The organism is Pseudoxanthomonas jiangsuensis (assembly GCF_010093185.1).
Taxonomy (GTDB): Bacteria; Pseudomonadota; Gammaproteobacteria; order Xanthomonadales; family Xanthomonadaceae; genus Pseudoxanthomonas; species Pseudoxanthomonas jiangsuensis.
Map to the genome: position 1 here is coordinate 1 of NZ_PDWL01000081.1, position 751 is coordinate 751.

The 751-nt window shown below is 50.5% G+C and carries 1 protein-coding gene; it reads right to left on the minus strand.

Annotation, left to right across the window (positions count from 1 at the left end; all coding sequences use genetic code 11):
- Positions 1-505 (minus strand): hypothetical protein (locus CSC62_RS17340; RefSeq protein ID WP_162407897.1); only part of this gene is annotated, 505 nt, incomplete at its 3' end.
- Between the last annotated feature and the right edge of the window lie 246 nt (positions 506-751).

Below are 751 nucleotides of genomic sequence, written 5' to 3' on the forward strand. Positions count from 1 at the left end.
TAATCGACAGTGCGATGCAGGGGGTGGGGACTTCACCATTGCACGCTAAAAAGTCGCACGTGTTGGTGCGGTCGCCGTCGCCGAAAATATAGTCGATATAAGCTACTAGGGCGGTCCAATTCTCTGCCAAGGCCAGCTTCTGCCAGCCTACGTGTCGCATATAGCGACCACCTGAATCCTCCTCGGCGATCAAGTATTGTGGGGTGAGAACCGGGGTCGATGAATCAAATTCATATAAACCATTTGGATCACAATTCAGGGTCATTGTGGCCCGAAATCGTCGTGCTTCTTTTCTCCATTCCAGTGTGTAAATCTGTTGGAACCCCTCTTTACCTACGGCGATGGCCTGTGCGGTCAGGATGCGTGTTTCCAAGCCTCCTAATTCATAACCGCATTCTGTGCGTGCCGTATCAAGAGCTAAAGCAATATTGGTGGTCGCAGCAGGTGTTTTTACGCATGTGATCAGAAAGATAAAGCACGATACGATAAGAAAAGTAGGTTTCATGGGGCAATTCGCCTTGTGTAATCCTGTGGCACTGAGTGTTGTACACCTTGTGCGTCGGGAACATTGCCAGTGGCCGGCGTTTGCCAGATGTGGTGGTTGTTAGGTACTAGTCTCGAACACGGGCTGTGCACATGAAGCCTAGCGCACGATCATGCAAAGATGCGCCGTTCGATTGGGTGACGCAGCCTGTGAAAAGAGCCGTTGCTTTATCGCTATATCGCACGATATCTACGCAGACTTGAGTGT